Here is a 15,581-nt window from a genome sequence, read left to right as displayed (position 1 = left end):
AATTCCATAAAAAGACTACACGTATAGTTTACTTAAAATTACAAATGAGTTAATTCTTTTTGCATATGTGATGTTTCTTGTTTTAAATCAGAAATTCTATCCAACATTTGTTGAGCAATGCTATGACATTCAAGAAACATCATGATTTCTGCGCATTTTTCCATCGTTTGAAGGCCAGATAGATTACCTGTTTTAAGTAGGTAATAACCTCGACAATACTTGACCGCATTGCGAATGAACAAATCGGTTTCATCTTTTTTCAAATTATCAGCATAGTTAAGCAATTTGAAAGCTAATGAAAAACGACTTCTTTCAATACAAACGTTAATCACGTTAAACAACATTTGATTGACCAAGCGACGATTCTCAGGAATTTCTTGATAGAACTGCGTGCGGTTAATCATTTCACAAGCGAAAGTTTCAACCAAGTTACTTGTCATCAATGAGGCACTGTAAGTGAAAAGCCAGAGCTCATAACGTCCCCATTGTTCAACTGAAAACAGGTAATCTACCAAGAATTGAACGTCCTTTTTTGCGACCTTTTCTTTCTTGTCACACTGCTGCAAAACAGCTTTGACAATGATTGTATTGAGTTTGTGAAATTTTTGGTGTGGCGATGAAGCTTCAAGTTGCTGACATTTGACTAGATAGTGTTTTAGGGTTAGTGTATTTTTTTCAATGTAAGCCTTAGCCACTTCATCTTGAAAAAGCAGTGTTTGATTTTGTAAGTAATTCCTACAAACACACTGAAATTCTGCAATAGAGACATTCATATTCTCCAAACACTGATAAAGCGTATCAGCGTTAATATTACTAACACCACGTTCAAAACGTGATAACTGCGCGATGGAAATAACCTCCCCAGCTATTTCCTTTTGCGATAAGCCTTTTGATTCTCTCAAAAGCTTAAAGCATTTTCCCAAATTATTTTCCATGATGTATCCCTTTCCATAAAAAATAGAACATTATCTATATTACTCCATTTTTAGGTTTATGAAAAGACATTTTTGTATGTTTTCAAGAAAATTTCAGAAAAATTAAAATTATCATTCGAATTTTGCATCATTGCAAAGCATTGATTTGATAATTGAAATTATTTTTATTGAAAAGGTAGTCAATAAATAAAAAAGCCATTTCAAAAAATGAAATGACTTTACTAAATATAAGGAATTAAGCGATAACGAACTTTTTTTGATAAACTTCATAACCTTGCAAGTCACGTACCAGAACCACTTCTTCATTACGGATACGTTTGACAATAAGAGGCAAGTAAGCAAGTAATATGAGAAATGATACAAGGCTCCCGAGAACAAGGCCCATCGCTAAGAATAAAAGTAAAGTTGCAGCATACATAGGGTGGCGAACAATACTATACAATCCTGTATCAATCACTTTTTGCCCTTCTTGAACCTCAATCGTTCGAGCTAGATAGGCATTTTCACGCAAAACTTCTGCATATAAACCATAAGCTAGTAAGAATATCACAGCTGCAACATAACTGATATTAGGTGATAAGCGCAGCCAATGGAAACGAAAGCTAAAACCAGCTGTCAAAAAAGCTGTGATAAACATCAGCGCGCTAAACTTAATGACCTGCTGCTGCTCTTTTTCACTTTCTTTGGCATTAAGACGCTTTTTAAGCAATTCTGGACTAAAAATCATCATGACAAGCCCTGAGATAAACATGGGAATAAACAGAATCGCTAACAAAAGCCAAGCGTTCCAATAATACAAAGTCCCTGCTGAAAGAAATAACAAAGTAGCAACAAACAAAAAGCCAAAGAAAAATTTGCTGATAGCTTGCATAAAAAGTTTCTTACTCATTTATCTCACCCCATTCAAATCAAATAGGCAACCCAAATAAACAAAAGCGAATAAAATCAACGGTACCGTGAGCAATCATAGCTGATACAATATCTCGTTTTCTCTGCAAAAAAGCAAAAATCAGTCCAAAAATAAGGATGTATAAAACCACTGAAATCAGCCATTCCAGCAATCCAGATAGAAAACCATTGTTAAAACACTCCACCGTATGCGGTAATATATGCGGAACAGTCATCATGGCATAAGTTGTCAATTCCTGACCTTTCGTATTCAGCTTCTCACCACTTATCATGGTTAAACAAAAAGCGTAAAAAACAGTTCGATAAGCAACTTCTTCAATAATAGCTGGGCTTAAAGAAAGTAAAAAAGCTTTAAAAATACTAGAAGGCTGAAGGCCATTACTTCCCAACATCAGTATACAATTAATAGCACCCCAAATGAGTCCACATAGTATTCCAATACTAACACTTATTGCAATACTTTTCTTGAATGTCCTTTAAACCATTTTAGTGCTCCTTCTGGTTTTTGAGCAAAAACAGCCATCACAGCACAAGCCGATAAAAAGACAAGTATGATATTAAAAATCGACAAGGGTGTTGGATGAATCATTTCAGACAAGGTATACAAGCCACAAAGTCCGCATGAAATAATCAGGTGCTTAGGCTGCAAATAACGATGGTATTTCCAAAGGATAAAACCAGAAATCACAAGCACATAAAATTCTAAAAGAAGCCAAACAAGCTGTTTTTGATTAAGTATTAGACTACCTAGCCAAAAAAACAGCAAATATATCAAAAATGATAGCCATACTCTATTTAATTTCGTATTTTCTTTTTTCATAATTCTCTTCATAGTGATTATTAATTATAGTTATCATATCATATTTAAAATCTTTACCCAAATTGAGTAAAAGATTTTTTTATTTTATAAATGCTTCTAATTCTGTCACATAAGCTGCCGTATTACCAGCAAAATAACCACAATGTGGGTAGCCCTTTCGGATAATCACATCAACTTCTGGAAGATATTTTTTAAAAGCTTTTTTAGAAACGCCGAGATCAAAATCTTTCTCGCCATATTCTAAATGAAGTTTGCTTTGTTGTTCTGCTGTTAACAGATGTAAATCATAATGGCAACAAGCGTGACAATTAGCATCGATATCCTGACTAGTAATTCTATCAGAATTTTTCGTCATCAACTTAGCCAAATCCTCGCCATACATTTTAACAAGAGATTGTGATGCAGCTGCGCCTGACTTTTTTAGTGCTCATTTCTTTTGTCTAAAAAGAAGGCGCGTGACATTTTCCAACAACCAAGCATTTTTCTTCAAAGCAACTCCATCAAACCAAGCGTATTCAATTTTGAAACGTTGGTCATTAAATAATCGCCATCCAATAGCTACACCCAGTGAGGCGCCATAAACCAGTTTAATATCAAAATACCCTTTTTCGACAAGATAATCTTTCAATTGCCGATATTCATCATCAACACTCAAATACTGTCCCGCTTTACCATGACCACCTTGGTCGAGTGCGATAATGCAATAATCACCTTTCAAATATGGTTTCATCAAATGATATAAATTTTCACCAGATATCATCATCGGTGCTAAGAGGATTACCTTAGGATGTTCAGGATTACCAAATTTATGGATATACATGTATCATTCACTTCTTTCACTAACTTTTTAATCTTTATTTTTCAAGAGCAATAAGCCATAAACGCCTAACAGAACATAAGCTACAAGTGACGTTATCAAGGCTATAATAAAATTTAACATCAATGTAAAATACATTGGTTTAATATCTTTGAAAGTTACTTGACCTAAAAAAGCTGCAGGTAGGGCTGAGAGCTCCATAAAAGCCATTAACAAAGTTAAAATAAGCACTTTCATTCTTGATAGCTTATATGTCATCGTTATCTCCTGATTCTAAGTGTCGCTGCCACAACTATTTTCATTAAATTTTCAAAACATTTTTATTATACGTTACCTGAAAATGCATTTCAAGAAAGAAATCAAAAAGCCTCAAAGAAATTCTTTAAGGCTTTAGGCTATATATTCTATTCAAAATAAATATCTGTTGTACCGAGACCATTATCAATGTTAAGTTTCAACAATGGCAATGTTTCATCTGTTGCTGGATTACCATGAGTGTTAACGGTACCGAGACCATTATCAATATTGACTGATACTCTAAATTCTTTTGGAACGTAAACTTGCAGTTTACCTAGACCATTATCGATATCAATCGTAGCACCCGCTTCATCTAAACTTGTGCCATTAAGATAAACAATCAAACTACCTAGGGCATTTTCAATTTTACCATGTCTTAAATCATTCACAGACATATAAGCTGTTCTTTCACCAAGACTATTGTCTACTGTAAATGTCCCGTCAGCATCCGAATATTCCTTAGAATCTGAAACATTACTATAGATGTACTTGCCTCCAAAATCATGACGAACATATGCCTTCTTACCAAAAATCATAGAAAGACCAACTCCAATCAAAATAGAAACCAAAATGATGATAAACGGAGATACCATACCAATCCCAAGCAAATCAGAGAATAAACAAGCAATAATACCAAGTGAGAATGTCACACCAAGAAAACTTCTTTTACCGATACCATTCACAATGATGAAGTAAGCTAAAATGACTATCAAAGCAATTTTCATCTAATTTTCGCCTGGTTTTGTAAATGTCCTGCGAAGTATGAATAAGAATATAATTACCATCTGATTCCATAAAAATGATTGTTTTTAATTCTAAAAAATGTTCAACATCATCCTGAAAAGCTGAGATGCGAAGACTTCCCACAGATTTACTGACTAAACTTTTTTGAAGTTCTAAAATATCATCTGTCAGCTCTTTACAATGAATGGTTATATAATCTTGCTCCAGAGAATCATCTACATCAATAGTGATTTTCAATCCTTTTCCCTCCTTTTGATTATAGTAAAACATACTTACTTTTAATTCGCAATAGTTTGGGATAAGAGGTAAATTTATTGTGATGAAAGGTCAAAATCAAAACAAAAAAGCTAACCAAATCTGGTTAGCTCATCACATTGAATTTAGGTTTATCCTAATTCTGCAATAAAATTTTGGATTCGTTGTGTAGCAAGCTCCTCTCGAGACATGCCACGCAATTCATCACAAGTCACCCATTTATAAGCAGAGATTTCACCTTCTTGTAAAACAATACTATCCTTATCGACGTCTGTATGACAAAGATAATTGACATAATAAGTTTGATGCCTTTGGTGTAAGACGCGCCCTACTTCAACAAAATCATCTGTCACGATTCCTGTCTCTTCACGTAATTCTCGTTTTGCGCAATCTAAAGGACTTTCGCCTTGCAAAGCTGAGCCACCTGCGCTCGCTTCCCACATGCCACCTAGATTTTTTCTTGGATCTCTTTGTGTTAATAAATAAGTCCCATCACTATGCTTAACAATAATTTCACTAACTAAATGAAAAACACCACAAGGAATCTTTTTCTCACGAACCAAAACTTGACCACCGATAACATTCAAATGCGCATCATAAGCATCCCAAAGTTCCATTTCAAACCTCCTTTAAAAAGCGAAAATAAACAATACAAAATTGCTAAAATATTATATCATACAAGAAATTTTTCTGCAGTGGAAAGTATAAAAAACGTTTCCGCAGATTCATCCAAAGCTCCATAAATAACGAATAATTTCCATGAAGATAGTCATAATTTCCATCTACACTACATGCCCAAAAGTTGCAAGTCACATAGTCATATCCAATCACTGATTCAATTATATCGCCGCAGTGCTTACACTGGATGGCATTCTAATTATCTTACGCATACTATTCTCCAATATTATTTGATTAAGCGGATATTGCTTCACACCACATCTCTATCTTTTCCACTGCATTTTCTTTACCCTGCAAATGAGCTTTAACATGAAGCGGATTTATCTTATATAGAAAGCAAATAACATCTCTTGCAGTTCTTCGTTTATCTGCATCTGAAATGTAATCAAAGAAATTCATATCGTCTATTGTTTTTACCTTTTCCTCCATGTGGCTGCCCGTATTCAATACAAGCCTATACATTAAATTTTCGTAATAAGCCTGATCTTCTTTTGAAAGATTTGCCATAATGCTTTCATCTGTAGAAAGCTGAGCCATTCCTTTCTTATACACAAATGTACCGAATGCCTCCATTACTTTTCGCATAACATTACCAATACTGACAGAATATTGTGTATCAATCTCCTCAGCATCAGCATAATCAAACACCGTTCCAAGTAAAGCTGTATATTCATTCCTCTTTTGTATATCTATTTTATCGACGCTCTTATTTTTAAGCTCCCAATCTCTAACATACTTGCTTGCTCCGTTTTTATATTTAGAGCTTAGCAATTCAAGCACAAAATGGCGCATATCATAAAATGTCTGCATATCATGAGTAAATAACAAAAATTTCGATTTATCATTTCCCTTCAAATATTGCCCCAATTTATATTTCAAATAGGATAATATACCTATGCGATTTTCCATATCGAAACTCGACACTGGATCGTCGATAACCAGCAAATACTTAGAATTAAAGACTTTCTCTTCATCCTTGTTCTCCATTATTCTATTAAAGAAATAGCAAAGCCCTATTGCATTTCTTTCTCCAACCGAAACGTTTCCGGGTTCCACTAATCTTTCATGTGAATAAAGGACGTATTTATCATGGTCATAATCAATCCTTAATCTTGTCTTAGAAAAGAAAATATAGGCCAAATCGTCATTAATAGCTTTCATGGCTATACGTGCATTTTTCTTCTCCTGCTCTAATACCTCAATTTTCTTTCTAAGATCATTTGCAGTTTGATTTAATTTATTAGATTTTTCCTCTTCTGTTTTCTTCTCTGCAATTTGCTTTTGATACTTTTCGTATAATTCCTTCAAATCATAATATGCAATCTCATTATTTACATTAGTAAGCTCTTTTATAAGAGGTTTAGTAGCTGTGGTTTTTTCATTAAAAGATTTTCGCGCCTCCTCCAACTCTTCCAAAGAAGCTACACACTCATCGTACTTATTCTTTAAACAAAAACCTTCGTTCAATATCGGTTTATATACGTTTTCGATTTTCTGATTAATCAACTCATTTACTTGTTCTATCGAAGAATTAAGTACCCCGATTTTTGTCTCACACTCTTTGACTTTTTCTGGTGATAATTCATTAAAGGCCACAAGGTTTACCTCAAAAATAGATAATCTGGCTTTCAACAATTTACCTTGATGTTCTTCGACCTTTTTACTAAGAATCTTCTCTATACTCTGCACCAAATCATCCGCATACTTCTCATCAACATCTTGAAAACAAAACGGACAAGTTATTTTCTGAGGACCAGTAAAATGATTTTTTATATTAGTCAATTTTTGATTACCGTTATCATCTTGAAGAATATGAAATAGTGATTTCTCCCTTTCTGACAAAACAGGTTTTTCTATTTTTTCTTTAAGAAGATTTACAATATCGTTCTCAATATCCTCAAACGTTTCTAAAGTTGGAACAACAGTCTCAATTCTTTTACTACCACTTTTTGCAGCTTCCAACTTTTTCATCGTAGCATCATAAACCAACACTAACTCATCTCTGCTTTTTGTTGGATGTAACTCTACAAACTGAGTATATGTATTACGTCTAACCTTGCTATTAGTCTTGTTGTTACGAATCTTTGCATCTCGTGAAGCCCAACTATTATCACCTTTTAGCGCTTCCTGCATTTTGTTTATATAGTATTCTGGACAAAGATTATTGTCACTATCTGAGTATTTATTAAAAACTTCTTTCTGTGCTTGCGCCTCAGATAAACTCTTCTCATAAGTAGGCTGAATCTGTTTTATATTGTCGTCAACATCTTTAACTGCGCCCATTACAACTATTGCACTTAATCCGTCATCCTCGATTTTAATATTGTCTTCTATAAATTCTTCATTAAATACATAAGTATTATTTTTTTCTTCTTCACAAACCTCTATAGTGGAGCCGTCCGCGTCGAGTAATTCCATTGATTCGATTTGCAACTCCTCATCGCCAGTAATCTTTCTAAATCCACGCGATATGGTACTCTTGCCACTTCCGTTTTTTCCATAAATCAGAGAAAAATTTGGTTTTTGGGTCTTTTCTTTTTCAAATATAGGCAAATCTGTTTCTGTTTCAAAAATACCTCCTTTAATCTTTATTGATGCAATATCTTCAATCATGTCCTCGTTGTCTCCCTCCAAAATATATTATTTGCTCTCTTTACTATTATTTCCCTATTTACCCTTACTAAAATTTTATTATTTTCTCAATAAATAAGATTCCATCAATAATGGATATACAAGAGTTTCTTATCAATTTTCTCTCTTACCTTTGTCTCCAAACTAATTTTTATTCTTACCTCATCCTCATCAATAATAAATTCACAGAGATCCTCTATATTATAACTCAGTGTTCTACAATTTTTCCAGCACTTGCGTACTTATAAGTTCATTTTCTAATTTAGCTGATGCATTTACAATAAGCCATGATTAAACTTTGAAATATTTTTACTGTTTCCTTGTCAATCAAATGAAGTGTCTAAGTCTTGTCAGCCACCATATAGTTGCTGGTTTTTCTCTGTGAGAAAAACTGTCTTGAAATCATCCATAGTTTCTGCTTCTTGTTCTTAGGCCACTATTTCAGGGGGGACATCAACTCTGATGGCGCTTCACTTATCAGTCGTTGTATCATTTAAACTCGCAGCAGTTCATGGCTAGCTAAAACTAATCACATCATCATTTTTACTCCTTGCTCTTAGACCGCTGTTGCAGGGGGAGGGGGAATACATCAGCTCTCTTGTACTTGGATTTTTAAACTAAAAAAGCTAGTCTAATCTGACTAGCTTTCTTTATCTCCAGTGGTTCGCTGTTAACTCATCACGTCGTCTCTTTTTACTCCTTGTTCTGAGACAGCTATCGCAGGGAGATATCAGTTCTGATGGTACTTCTTGTGTCGAACATAAAAACCACTTAGACTAGCTTGTTCTAAGTGGTTATATCGTTTAAACTCGCAGCAGTTCGTGGCTAACTAATCGCTGCGTCGTTTTCACTCCTTGCTCTTAGGCCACTATTGCAGGGGTCTTGTACTAACGTACTGCGAATCGCTGTGCATTACTCCCACTCAACTGTTGCGGGTGGTTTACTTGTAATATCGTATACGATGCGGTTAACGTGGTCAACTTCATTTACGATACGAACAGAGATTTTTTGAAGAACATCCCATGGGATACGTGCAAAGTCTGCTGTCATACCGTCGATTGATGTGATTGCACGGATTGCGATTGTGTAATCATAAGTACGTCCGTCACCCATAACACCAACTGAGCGCACACCTGTGTTAACTGTGAAGTATTGCCAGATATCACGATCAAGACCAGCTTTAGCAATTTCTTCACGAAGGATAGCATCAGATTCACGAACTGTTTCAAGACGTTCTGCTGTGATTTCACCCATCACACGGATAGCAAGTCCTGGTCCTGGGAATGGTTGACGCCAAACGATTTCGTCAGGCATATCAAGAGCTGTACCAAGCGCACGAACTTCGTCTTTGAAAAGTGTGTTAAGTGGTTCAATCAATTCAAATTGCATGTCTTCTGGAAGACCACCAACGTTGTGGTGTGATTTGATTGTTTGGGCTGTATCTGTACCAGATTCGATAACGTCTGTGTAAAGAGTACCTTGTGCTAAGAAGTCAACACCTTTAAGTTTTCTTGCTTCGTCGTCAAATACACTGACAAATTCATTACCGATGATTTTACGTTTTTTCTCTGGGTCATCAACGCCAGCAAGAAGGTCTAAGAAACGTTTTGAAGCATCAACACGAATGATATTCAATCCGAATTTACCACCAAGCATGTTCATAACTTGGTCACCTTCTCCTTTACGAAGAAGACCGTGGTCAACGAAGATACATGTCAATTGGTCACCGATAGCACGTTGAAGAAGGACACCTACAACTGATGAGTCAACACCACCTGAAAGTCCCAAAAGAACTTTACGGTCACCAACTTTTTGACGGATTTCATTGATTTGCAAGTCAATGAAGTTATCCATTGACCAATCGCCTTTAGCACCACAGATTCGGAAAGCAAAGTTACGTAAAATATCCTTACCATATACTGAGTGACGAACTTCTGGGTGGAATTGGATACCGAAGATTTTCTTCTCAGTATTTTCAATTGCTGCGTAAGGGCAATCAGCAGAGTCCCCAACCAAGTGGAAGCCTGCAGGAATTTCAGTAACAGCATCGCCGTGGCTCATCAAAACAGTTTGTTCATCTGGTGTTTCAGCAAAAAGTTCTGATTTAGCTTTTAGACGAAGTGTTGATTGACCGTATTCGCTGTGACCAGTTTGTCCAGCTGGAACAACTTTACCACCAAGTTTGTCAGTCAACAATTGCATACCATAACAGATACCAAGAATTGGAATACCCAATTCAAAAATTTCCTCATCAATACCAAAGGCATTGTCAGCATAAACTGAATTTGGACCACCTGAAAGTACGATACCAATTGGGTTAATTGCGCGAACTTCATCAGCTGTTATTTTGTGGCTTCGTAGTTCAGAGAAGACACCAAATTCACGGATACGACGAGCAATCAATTGGTTGTACTGGCTACCATAGTCAAGAACAATGATTTTTTGAACATCGTTCAAAGTAGATTTGTCAGTCATTATTACCCTTTCTATTAACGTCAGCCCTTTGGCTAACAGTATTCACTTTAATTGTAGCATAAATTTATACATTTGGCAGTAGATTTTAGGTATCTTATTAAAATTAGAAATTTAACAACTATTCACATAATTATATAATTAACTAAAGCGTTTTCTACGCTTGATTTTGGAAAATTTAGTTGCTAAAAAGCCACGATTGCTCGTGACTTCTATTTTTTAATCAATAATCTGTTCCATGCGTGTTTCTTGAGGTGTCATGTCTTGGCGTTCATAGAAGCGAACTGCTGATTTATTAGCACTCCAGACATTCAACGTTAAGTTGTAACAACCAATCTCTTTGGCATACTGCAAGGCAAACTGATATAACTGCTCACCAATCTTTTGCCCACGCGCAGCTTCATCCACACACAAGTCATCAACAAAAAGTGTCTTTTGCGGCACTTTTGGCGCTGATGAATGCTCGATAATGGTAAACATATGTCCAAGAACTTCTCCCTCTTCGTCTTCATAGACAAAAATCGGACGATTATCATCAGCAATCAACTCAGCTAATTGGGTTTCCGTATATTTGACACCCTTTTCTTGGAACAAATCAGGTCTAACCTTGTGGTGCACCAAGAGAACTTGCTCTAGTAAATCAATCAGTTTTGAAATATCACTTTCTTTTGCTCGTCTAATCGTCATATTAGTCTCTCCTTCTTACAACTTGCCGTCCCATTCTGCGTAGAATTCTTTTAAGAATTCTTCCAAAACAGCGTGGCGGTGCTCAGCCATTTTTCTAGCGTGGCTTGTGTTCATCAAGTCTTTAAGTTTAAGCAGTTTCTCGTAAAAATGCATGATTGCTGTGTCCTTGCTATTACGATACTCCTCAGCAGTCAAATGTTCACGGGCAGTCATGCTGGGGTCATGAATTGGACGACCCTTGCTGCCCGAATAAGCCATACAACGCGCAATACCAATCGCACCAATAGCATCCAAACGGTCAGCATCTTGCACAACTTTTCCTTCTAAAGTTGCTGGAACACTGCTACCATCTCCTTTAAAAGACATGGTATTGATGATTTGAATAATGTGTTCAACGTCTGCTTGAGAAAGTTGCTGCTCAACGAGCCAAGCTTTTAAATTAGCTAGAGCTTGCTTAGGATCATCATTTAACTTTTCATCAGCCATATCATGCACCAAAGCTGTCAACTGACAGATAAAGCTATCTGCTCCTTCTTTTTCAGCTAATTCACGCGCTGTATTTCTCACACGAACCGCATGCCACCAGTCATGACCACTAGCTTCTGCGTGTAATTTATCATAAACAAGCTTTTCAGCCCTTTGTAAAATATCATTTTTATCAGTCATAAAATGATTATATCATAAAAGCAGGACAAATTTGCCCTGCTAAAAAATAGGAATATGTTTAAAGAGAATGTTCTATTGGTATTCTAATGCTCCTGGCCACGCTGATGTGCCACCATCAACATTTACCACTTTATAGCCTTGGTCATCTAGAAAAAAGCAGGCTTGTTCTGAACGGGCACCACTTTGGCAAATGATATGATATGTTTTATCTTTATCAAGTGCTTGGTAGACAGATACAAATTCACTCAAAGGAAGGTTAACTGCTGTTGGAATGTGTCCCATGGCAAACTCCACTCGCTCACGGACATCAATAATGTTTAATGGCTGTTCCTTTAAAGCCTCTTGTAGTTGACTAGCTGAAATGTATTTAATCACGTTTAATCTCCTCTGGTTTTACAGTACTATAGAGGTGGTATGCCCCATCAAGGTTCTTCACTTTAAAGCCATTTTGTTTCAAGATACGTTCGCCAATGTAAGAACGAAGACCGCTGTGACAGCTAATAATGTATTCCTTGTTAGGGTCTAACTCAGACAAACGGTCACGCAAACTATCTAGTGGTATGTTAATACCATTTGCAATATAACCTCTAGCAACTTCTGCTTCAGTACGGACATCAAGAAAGACCTTGCCTTTGGCTAATTCGTCAGCTAATTCATACCATTGGATAGATTCACTAACGCCTTCAATGATATTAAGTGCAGCATATCCTGCCATATTAACCGGATCTTTTGCTGCTCCAAATGGTGGCGCATAAGTAAATTCTAATTCAGGAAGATCTACCACGGTCAAGCCTGCTTTAATGGCTGTCGCTAAAACATCGATACGTTTATCAACACCTTTTTGACCAACTGCTTGAGCTCCATAAATAACACCAGTTTTCTTATTGAAAATCAATTTCAAAACAACATCAGTTGCTCCTGGATAGTATCCAGCATGGTCCTTGTTATTCGTATGAACAACAGCAACATCATCAAAGTTTTGACGAGCAATACGTTCGCTAAGTCCTGTTGAAGCAGCTGCTAAATCAAAGACACGCACAATAGCTGTTCCGATACTACCTTTATTCTGACGCGCAATGCCAGCAATGTTATCCGCAACTTGACGGCCTTGACGGTTAGCTGGACTAGCAAGAGAAATAAGCGCATCTTGACCAGTAATTTCTTGTTTGACAATAATGGCATCACCCACTGCGTAAATATCTGGGTTACTTGTTTGGTAGTTTTGGTTAACCAAAATACCGCCACGAAGGCCGAGCTCAAGACCAGCTTCTTTAGCGAGACTTGATTCAGGTTGAACCCCAACAGACATAATAGTAATATCTGAAGTCAACTCACTACCGTCTTCCAAAATAATCACTTTTCCATTTTCTTTGAAAGCTTTGGCAGATTGATTAGTGTAAACTGTGATACCGTTTCGAGCCAATTCGTTTTTCACAAAGGCTGCCATTTCTTCATCGAGTGGTGGCAAAACATGCGGGGCTTTTTCAACGATAGTCACGTTCAAACCTTTTTTAGCCAAGCTTTCTGCCATTTCAAGCCCGATAAATCCAGCACCGATGACTGTCGCATTTCCTGATTGTACATCAGATAAAGCAGTCATGATTTTATCCAAATCTGGAATATTGCGAAGCACAAAAACATTATCTGCACTGTCTAGACCTTCCATTTCTGGGACAAATGGTTTGGCACCTGGTGATAGGATTAATTTATCATATGATTCTGTGTAGACCTTATCATCATGACGAACAGTGATTTCTTTTTTGTCTGCATCAACTGATAAGACCTCTGATTCTGGACGGACATCAATGTTAAAGCGCGCCTTCAATCGCTCAGGTGTCTGAACTAGCAAATTATCACGCTCTGCTATTTCTCCAGAAACATGAAAAGGTAAGCCACAGTTAGCAAATGACACGTATGGTCCTTTATCAAAAACAATAATTTCAGCGTCTTCCATCAAGCGGCGAAGACGTGTCGCAGCTGACATACCCCCAGCGACACCACCAACAATAATAATCTTAGTCATTTCTTTCCTCCAATGATTTTTCCTTGCCAAGCCATCATGCCACCTTTGACCGAAATCGCATCATAGCCTTTTTGACTCAAAAGTTTAGCTGCACGCTTACTACGTGTGCCAGAGTGACAAATCAAGTAAATCGTACTACCTTTTTTACCCTCGTAGGTATGAATTCTGTCAAGCGGGAAAAGCCGTGCTCCTTTAATATGCCCCCCAGCGTATTCTTGAGCTGTTCGCACATCTAGTAAAACCGTAGACTTGTCCTGCATAACAGCTTCTAGTTCACTTGTCGTAATTGTTCTCACTGACTGAGAAAATAGTTTTTTAAGAAAAATAAGCTTTTTCTCCTTTCCATCGAATACCCCTATAGGTATGATAAAATAATATCATAGCTACTTTCATCCTGTCAACGAAAAGGTCTTAGGTTTGACAATTATACCTACCACCGGTATAATAAAATCAAAGGAGTCCTCATGAAAACAGATAAAAAAGATATTATCAACCGTTTAAAACGTGCCGAAGGCCAACTTCGGGGCATTCAAAAAATGATTGACGAAGACCAAGAATGTATTGATATCGTGACACAACTAACTGCTGTTCGCTCAAGTATTAATCGTACCATTGGTATTGTCATTGGCAATAAAATCAATCAAGTCATCGAAGAGCCCGTGGCAGACCCTAAACAACAAGAAGAGAATCTTGCTAAAGCTATTGATTTGATTATTAAAAAGTAGAGATTGACCTCAAAGTAATCTCTACTTTTTTAATTTCAACTTTCAAACTTCTTTTTCTTGATGCGAATTCCTTAAAAAGGTGATATACTAGTATTTGGGAAAGCGATTTTAAAATTAGTAAGGAGTCCATATGACTAAGAAAGAAATGGTAAGCTTCCTATTAGATTACCTTATTATGGAGAATCCGCAATTTAAAGCCATCGATGTTCCAGATGACTTACCTGGACAAGAAACTCTCTTGCGTGCTCTTCTTAATGTCAGACCGCCAATGGCTGTCTCAACGCGTTTTTTAATCATGCAAAATGATTACCTTCAATTAAAAAAAGCTGAACGGGTGGTCGTTTTTTTAAATCATTTACAGCCACTTGCGACAGACGACCGCTTGTATGTCTGGAAAGGTGATATTTCACGACTTCAAGTCGATGCTATCGTCAATACGGCTAATCGCCAAATGCTAGGTTGCTTCCAACCGCTTCACGAATGCACTGACAATACCATTCATACTTATGCCGGTGTTCAACTGCGTCTGGAATGCTATAATCTTATGAAAGACCAAGGACACGATGAACCAGAAGGTAGTGCAAAAATCACTCCTGGTTACAACCTTCCAGCAAAATTCATTCTTCACACCGTTGGTCCTGCCATCAACGAGCACTTAACAGAGTCTGATGCTGATTTGCTTGCCCAAAGCTACCTCTCTTGCCTAACCCTGGCAGAAAAAAATCAAATCGAATCTGTTGCCCTATCATCCCTAGCAACTAATCATGACAAACACTTTATCAACGAAGATGCTGCTAGAATTGCTGTAAACACTGTTAAAGCATTTCTAGATCAAAGTCAGTATGTCAAAAGAATCATTTTCAATGTTGACCAAGACGACGAAGCAGCTATTTATCACGAATTGTTGCATTAAACAACTCAA

The 15,581-nt window shown here is 36.7% G+C and carries 20 protein-coding genes; 2 read left to right on the top strand and 18 right to left on the bottom strand.

What is annotated here, in order from left to right:
- Nucleotides 1-38: 38 nt before the first annotated feature.
- From STRINF_RS05715 to STRINF_RS05635, 18 genes are all read right to left on the bottom strand, one after another.
- Nucleotides 39-935 (bottom strand): Rgg/GadR/MutR family transcriptional regulator, encoded by an 897-nt coding sequence (locus STRINF_RS05715; RefSeq protein ID WP_006532100.1) that lies wholly within the window; start codon nucleotides 933-935, stop codon nucleotides 39-41.
- Between the two features lie 235 nt (nucleotides 936-1,170).
- The gene (locus tag STRINF_RS05710) at nucleotides 1,171-1,824 is read right to left on the bottom strand and encodes a methyltransferase family protein (RefSeq protein ID WP_006532099.1); all 654 of its coding nucleotides are present in this window, start codon (nucleotides 1,822-1,824) and stop codon (nucleotides 1,171-1,173) included.
- A 19-nt stretch (nucleotides 1,825-1,843) separates the two neighbouring features.
- Nucleotides 1,844-2,236, bottom strand: coding sequence for a CPBP family glutamic-type intramembrane protease (locus STRINF_RS05705; protein WP_006532098.1), 393 nt, complete (start codon nucleotides 2,234-2,236; stop codon nucleotides 1,844-1,846).
- Between the two features lie 56 nt (nucleotides 2,237-2,292).
- The gene (locus STRINF_RS05700) at nucleotides 2,293-2,664 is read right to left on the bottom strand and encodes a hypothetical protein (RefSeq protein ID WP_043878367.1); all 372 of its coding nucleotides are present in this window, start codon (nucleotides 2,662-2,664) and stop codon (nucleotides 2,293-2,295) included.
- Nucleotides 2,665-2,743: 79 nt separating this feature from the next.
- Nucleotides 2,744-3,046, bottom strand: a complete 303-nt coding sequence (locus STRINF_RS05695) for a hypothetical protein (protein WP_006532096.1) — start codon at nucleotides 3,044-3,046, stop codon at nucleotides 2,744-2,746.
- A 45-nt stretch (nucleotides 3,047-3,091) separates the two neighbouring features.
- Complete coding sequence (locus STRINF_RS05690) at nucleotides 3,092-3,484, bottom strand: alpha/beta fold hydrolase (protein WP_006532095.1); 393 nt, start codon at nucleotides 3,482-3,484, stop codon at nucleotides 3,092-3,094.
- A 27-nt stretch (nucleotides 3,485-3,511) separates the two neighbouring features.
- On the bottom strand, nucleotides 3,512-3,739 hold the full coding sequence (locus tag STRINF_RS05685) for a hypothetical protein (RefSeq protein ID WP_006532094.1): 228 nt from the start codon (nucleotides 3,737-3,739) through the stop codon (nucleotides 3,512-3,514).
- Nucleotides 3,740-3,885: 146 nt separating this feature from the next.
- Nucleotides 3,886-4,503, bottom strand: coding sequence for a hypothetical protein (locus STRINF_RS05680; protein ID WP_223903564.1), 618 nt, complete (start codon nucleotides 4,501-4,503; stop codon nucleotides 3,886-3,888).
- A complete protein-coding gene (locus STRINF_RS05675) occupies nucleotides 4,445-4,759 on the bottom strand; it encodes a hypothetical protein (RefSeq protein ID WP_043878366.1) in 315 nt (104 codons plus the stop codon). Before STRINF_RS05675 ends, STRINF_RS05680 begins: the two co-directional genes overlap by 59 nt.
- A 149-nt stretch (nucleotides 4,760-4,908) precedes the next feature.
- Nucleotides 4,909-5,394, bottom strand: a complete 486-nt coding sequence (locus STRINF_RS05670; protein ID WP_006532091.1) for an NUDIX hydrolase — start codon at nucleotides 5,392-5,394, stop codon at nucleotides 4,909-4,911.
- Between the two features lie 43 nt (nucleotides 5,395-5,437).
- Nucleotides 5,438-5,644, bottom strand: a complete 207-nt coding sequence (locus tag STRINF_RS10915; protein ID WP_423646230.1) for a DUF7695 domain-containing protein — start codon at nucleotides 5,642-5,644, stop codon at nucleotides 5,438-5,440.
- A gap of 45 nt (nucleotides 5,645-5,689) precedes the next feature.
- Complete coding sequence (locus tag STRINF_RS05665; RefSeq protein ID WP_043878365.1) at nucleotides 5,690-8,068, bottom strand: AAA family ATPase; 2,379 nt, start codon at nucleotides 8,066-8,068, stop codon at nucleotides 5,690-5,692.
- Nucleotides 8,069-8,998: 930 nt separating this feature from the next.
- A complete protein-coding gene (guaA, locus tag STRINF_RS05660) occupies nucleotides 8,999-10,561 on the bottom strand; it encodes a glutamine-hydrolyzing GMP synthase (protein WP_006532089.1) in 1,563 nt (520 codons plus the stop codon).
- 216 nt (nucleotides 10,562-10,777) lie between these two features.
- On the bottom strand, nucleotides 10,778-11,245 hold the full coding sequence (locus tag STRINF_RS05655) for a GNAT family N-acetyltransferase (RefSeq protein WP_006532088.1): 468 nt from the start codon (nucleotides 11,243-11,245) through the stop codon (nucleotides 10,778-10,780).
- Nucleotides 11,246-11,260: 15 nt separating this feature from the next.
- Nucleotides 11,261-11,911 carry an HD domain-containing protein gene (locus tag STRINF_RS05650; RefSeq protein ID WP_006532087.1) on the bottom strand — a complete coding sequence of 217 codons (651 nt, stop codon included), beginning with the start codon at nucleotides 11,909-11,911 and terminating at the stop codon, nucleotides 11,261-11,263.
- A gap of 72 nt (nucleotides 11,912-11,983) precedes the next feature.
- On the bottom strand, nucleotides 11,984-12,286 hold the full coding sequence (locus STRINF_RS05645; RefSeq protein ID WP_006532086.1) for a rhodanese-like domain-containing protein: 303 nt from the start codon (nucleotides 12,284-12,286) through the stop codon (nucleotides 11,984-11,986).
- The gene (locus tag STRINF_RS05640) at nucleotides 12,279-13,934 is read right to left on the bottom strand and encodes an FAD-dependent oxidoreductase (RefSeq protein ID WP_006532085.1); all 1,656 of its coding nucleotides are present in this window, start codon (nucleotides 13,932-13,934) and stop codon (nucleotides 12,279-12,281) included. Before STRINF_RS05640 ends, STRINF_RS05645 begins: the two co-directional genes overlap by 8 nt.
- Nucleotides 13,931-14,230: a rhodanese-like domain-containing protein gene (locus STRINF_RS05635; RefSeq protein ID WP_006532084.1), complete on the bottom strand. Its 300-nt coding sequence runs from the start codon at nucleotides 14,228-14,230 to the stop codon at nucleotides 13,931-13,933. The genes STRINF_RS05640 and STRINF_RS05635 overlap by 4 nt, the downstream gene beginning before the upstream one ends.
- Before the next feature lie 168 nt (nucleotides 14,231-14,398).
- Between STRINF_RS05635 and STRINF_RS05630 the strand changes: the two genes are divergently transcribed.
- Entirely contained in the window at nucleotides 14,399-14,659 is a 261-nt protein-coding gene (locus STRINF_RS05630) for a metal-sensitive transcriptional regulator (protein WP_006532083.1), read from the top strand.
- Between the two features lie 130 nt (nucleotides 14,660-14,789).
- Nucleotides 14,790-15,572: a protein-ADP-ribose hydrolase gene (locus STRINF_RS05625; RefSeq protein WP_006532082.1), complete on the top strand. Its 783-nt coding sequence runs from the start codon at nucleotides 14,790-14,792 to the stop codon at nucleotides 15,570-15,572.
- The last annotated feature ends 9 nt before the right edge of the window (nucleotides 15,573-15,581 follow it).

Origin of the sequence: Streptococcus infantarius subsp. infantarius ATCC BAA-102, assembly GCF_000154985.1 — a bacterium.
GTDB classification, from domain to species: domain Bacteria; phylum Bacillota; class Bacilli; order Lactobacillales; family Streptococcaceae; genus Streptococcus; species Streptococcus infantarius.
Note: the sequence above shows the minus strand (reverse complement) of the source record. Positions and strands in the feature narration are given on the sequence as shown.

Excerpts from the sequence above, each read along its gene's own strand:
- STRINF_RS05630 (WP_006532083.1), top strand. The coding sequence starts at position 14,399 with ATGAAAACAGATAAAAAAGATATTATCAACCGTTTAAAACGTGCCGAA.
- STRINF_RS05640 (WP_006532085.1), bottom strand. The coding sequence starts at position 13,934 with ATGACTAAGATTATTATTGTTGGTGGTGTCGCTGGGGGTATGTCAGCT.
- STRINF_RS05655 (WP_006532088.1), bottom strand. The coding sequence starts at position 11,245 with ATGACGATTAGACGAGCAAAAGAAAGTGATATTTCAAAACTGATTGAT.
- guaA (WP_006532089.1), bottom strand. The coding sequence starts at position 10,561 with ATGACTGACAAATCTACTTTGAACGATGTTCAAAAAATCATTGTTCTT.
- STRINF_RS05680 (WP_223903564.1), bottom strand. The coding sequence starts at position 4,503 with ATGAAAATTGCTTTGATAGTCATTTTAGCTTACTTCATCATTGTGAAT.
- STRINF_RS05715 (WP_006532100.1), bottom strand. The coding sequence starts at position 935 with ATGGAAAATAATTTGGGAAAATGCTTTAAGCTTTTGAGAGAATCAAAA.
- STRINF_RS05650 (WP_006532087.1), bottom strand. The coding sequence starts at position 11,911 with ATGACTGATAAAAATGATATTTTACAAAGGGCTGAAAAGCTTGTTTAT.
- STRINF_RS05685 (WP_006532094.1), bottom strand. The coding sequence starts at position 3,739 with ATGACATATAAGCTATCAAGAATGAAAGTGCTTATTTTAACTTTGTTA.
- STRINF_RS05695 (WP_006532096.1), bottom strand. The coding sequence starts at position 3,046 with ATGTATGGCGAGGATTTGGCTAAGTTGATGACGAAAAATTCTGATAGA.
- STRINF_RS05705 (WP_006532098.1), bottom strand. The coding sequence starts at position 2,236 with ATGTTGGGAAGTAATGGCCTTCAGCCTTCTAGTATTTTTAAAGCTTTT.
- STRINF_RS05710 (WP_006532099.1), bottom strand. The coding sequence starts at position 1,824 with ATGAGTAAGAAACTTTTTATGCAAGCTATCAGCAAATTTTTCTTTGGC.
- STRINF_RS05700 (WP_043878367.1), bottom strand. The coding sequence starts at position 2,664 with ATGAAAAAAGAAAATACGAAATTAAATAGAGTATGGCTATCATTTTTG.
- STRINF_RS05690 (WP_006532095.1), bottom strand. The coding sequence starts at position 3,484 with ATGTATATCCATAAATTTGGTAATCCTGAACATCCTAAGGTAATCCTC.
- STRINF_RS05625 (WP_006532082.1), top strand. The coding sequence starts at position 14,790 with ATGACTAAGAAAGAAATGGTAAGCTTCCTATTAGATTACCTTATTATG.
- STRINF_RS05670 (WP_006532091.1), bottom strand. The coding sequence starts at position 5,394 with ATGGAACTTTGGGATGCTTATGATGCGCATTTGAATGTTATCGGTGGT.
- STRINF_RS05665 (WP_043878365.1), bottom strand. The coding sequence starts at position 8,068 with ATGATTGAAGATATTGCATCAATAAAGATTAAAGGAGGTATTTTTGAA.